The following is a 1,950-nucleotide window of genomic DNA, read 5'->3' on the forward strand; positions in this document are numbered from 1 at the left end:
TAAAGTCGTTTGATTTGTGTTATAGTGAATATGTATGAGATAGCCTTTCTAAATGGTTTATTGAGCAATTCTATTTTACCAAGACTATTGCAACCATGCAAAAAAGCAACGGGAAATCCGTTGCTTTTTTTGGAGCCAAGGGATTATTGTCCCAGACTCTTTTAGTGATCCCAGCAGGATTCGAACCTGCGACCGTTCGCTTAGAAGGCGAATGCTCTATCCAGCTGAGCTATGAGACCTCAGTTTCATTAGTATATCAAATTAACAAAAAAAAAGCAATATTTAAATAAAAAATGAAATGAAAGACTGGACAAAAAAAATATATCTGCTATAATAATAAGAGTGTTGAACGAATAGCACTTATGGTCCGTTGGTCAAGGGGTTAAGACACCGCCTTTTCACGGCGGTAACACGGGTTCGAATCCCGTACGGACTATAAATTTTTGCTCCGTTGGTCAAGGGGTTAAGACACCGCCTTTTCACGGCGGTAACACGGGTTCGAATCCCGTACGGAGTATAAAAAAAACTGCAGTTGGCAGTTTTTTTTATATTGTCAACCAAAAAACACTAGCTATGCTAGTAGTTCCGTGGAGCTTCCAGCGTGGTATTAAAAAATCTTCCTAAAATGATAAGATAGAAGTAGTTTCCCCGCCACCCAATGATGTCACGGAAGAGGTCCCTCATGAGAGAGTATAGTGAAAGTTTATCACATACACGTTGGAATTGTAAATATTACATCGTTTATGGCAAGTACAAATCAAGTATCGGAAAAATTGTTCGTGATTTGTGTGAGCGCAGAGGAATTCCAATTCACGTGGCAAACGCCTGTTCGGAATGCTGGTTAGTATGCCACCTAAACTGAGTATAGCTAGTTTTATGGGCTATTAAAAAGGTAATAGTGCTTTTATGATGTTTGATAAACACACCAATCTGAGATACAAATATGGTAATCGCCATTTTGGGGCAGAAGGGCATTATGTGAGCACGGTAAGGCTAAACCAAAAGGTTATCTCCGAGTATATTCAAAATCAATTGCAAGAAGATAGAGTAGCAAATCAGCTCATATTGTTTGAAACTGTTGATCCGTTTACAGGCGAACCAAATAAGAGGAAATGGAGAAGCTGCTTTAGCACTAGCTTGGGAAAGTGGTGCGCAAGGAAGCTGTTTCAGTGGACCTTTGGCTCTAGTCGGCAAGAGCGGCTTATAGTCACAGAACTGCGTTGATCTGTTATTACTATCAAAAAGAGAAGGTTGAGATATTTTTATACGAAAACTTCAAAAAAGTGCAAAACTTCCTCCCCTATGTTACAATATAGGCGAAAAATTTTTAGTTTTGGATTGTTAGCTCGTCTCTAACAATCTTTTTTGTTGGCAAAATTCAGAATAAGTTAATTGATAGGACTGCCTTTTTGTCGTCTAGCCGCAAAGACAGCTTGACAAAGGCACTTTTTCAGGTAAGCATTACCATGTCTTATTCGGCTACTTCATTTTTTACCAGCACTCTCATGATTTCCTAGACATAACCCAGGACAAGAACTTAATTGACCAACTGTTGGAAATTGGTTCATCTCAACACCAACTTCAGCGATAACAACAGAGGCTGTAATCTGATCGATAACCGGAATACTATCCAATATCTCTAGTTCTCGCTCATAGTCTTTGAGATAACTGTCTATTCGATTTTCTAACTGTTGGATTTTAGCATTATAACAATCATAAGTTTCTAATGCTTGCTCTAACATAAACCGATGATGAGCTGAAAAATAACCATCCAAGGCTTTTTCTAGTTGAGGAATTTTCTGTTTCAGAGTCGTATAAACATTAGCACGAATAACTTCTGGTGTGATGGCTTTTCCATTGACTAAAAGAGTCATCAAGTTACGCCCAGAACTGCCCATAATATCTTCAATGTAAGTCGTTAATTTGATTCCTCCTGATTGAAGAATGTTA

The 1,950-nt window shown here is 38.4% G+C and carries 3 tRNA genes and 2 pseudogenes; 3 read left to right on the plus strand and 2 right to left on the minus strand.

Features of this window, described 5'->3' with window-relative positions:
- Nucleotides 1-165 precede the first annotated feature (165 nt).
- Nucleotides 166-239, minus strand: a tRNA-Arg gene (locus ACFPQ3_RS09475).
- Nucleotides 240-364: 125 nt separating this feature from the next.
- Here ACFPQ3_RS09475 and ACFPQ3_RS09480 point away from each other — a divergent pair.
- From ACFPQ3_RS09480 to tnpA, 3 genes and pseudogenes are all read left to right on the plus strand, one after another.
- A tRNA-Glu gene (locus ACFPQ3_RS09480) sits at nt 365-436 on the plus strand.
- A gap of 9 nt (nt 437-445) precedes the next feature.
- Nucleotides 446-517: transfer RNA gene (locus ACFPQ3_RS09485), tRNA-Glu, on the plus strand.
- A 165-nt stretch (nt 518-682) separates the two neighbouring features.
- Nucleotides 683-1,113, plus strand: a pseudogene (gene tnpA, locus ACFPQ3_RS09490) (IS200/IS605 family transposase); the annotation flags it as partial.
- Nucleotides 1,114-1,394: 281 nt separating this feature from the next.
- Here tnpA and ACFPQ3_RS09495 read toward each other — a convergent pair.
- Nucleotides 1,395-1,950, minus strand: a pseudogene (locus ACFPQ3_RS09495) (transposase); the annotation flags it as partial.

Source organism: Streptococcus caledonicus (genome assembly GCF_042656225.1).
In the GTDB taxonomy this organism is placed as follows: Bacteria; Bacillota; Bacilli; order Lactobacillales; family Streptococcaceae; genus Streptococcus; species Streptococcus caledonicus.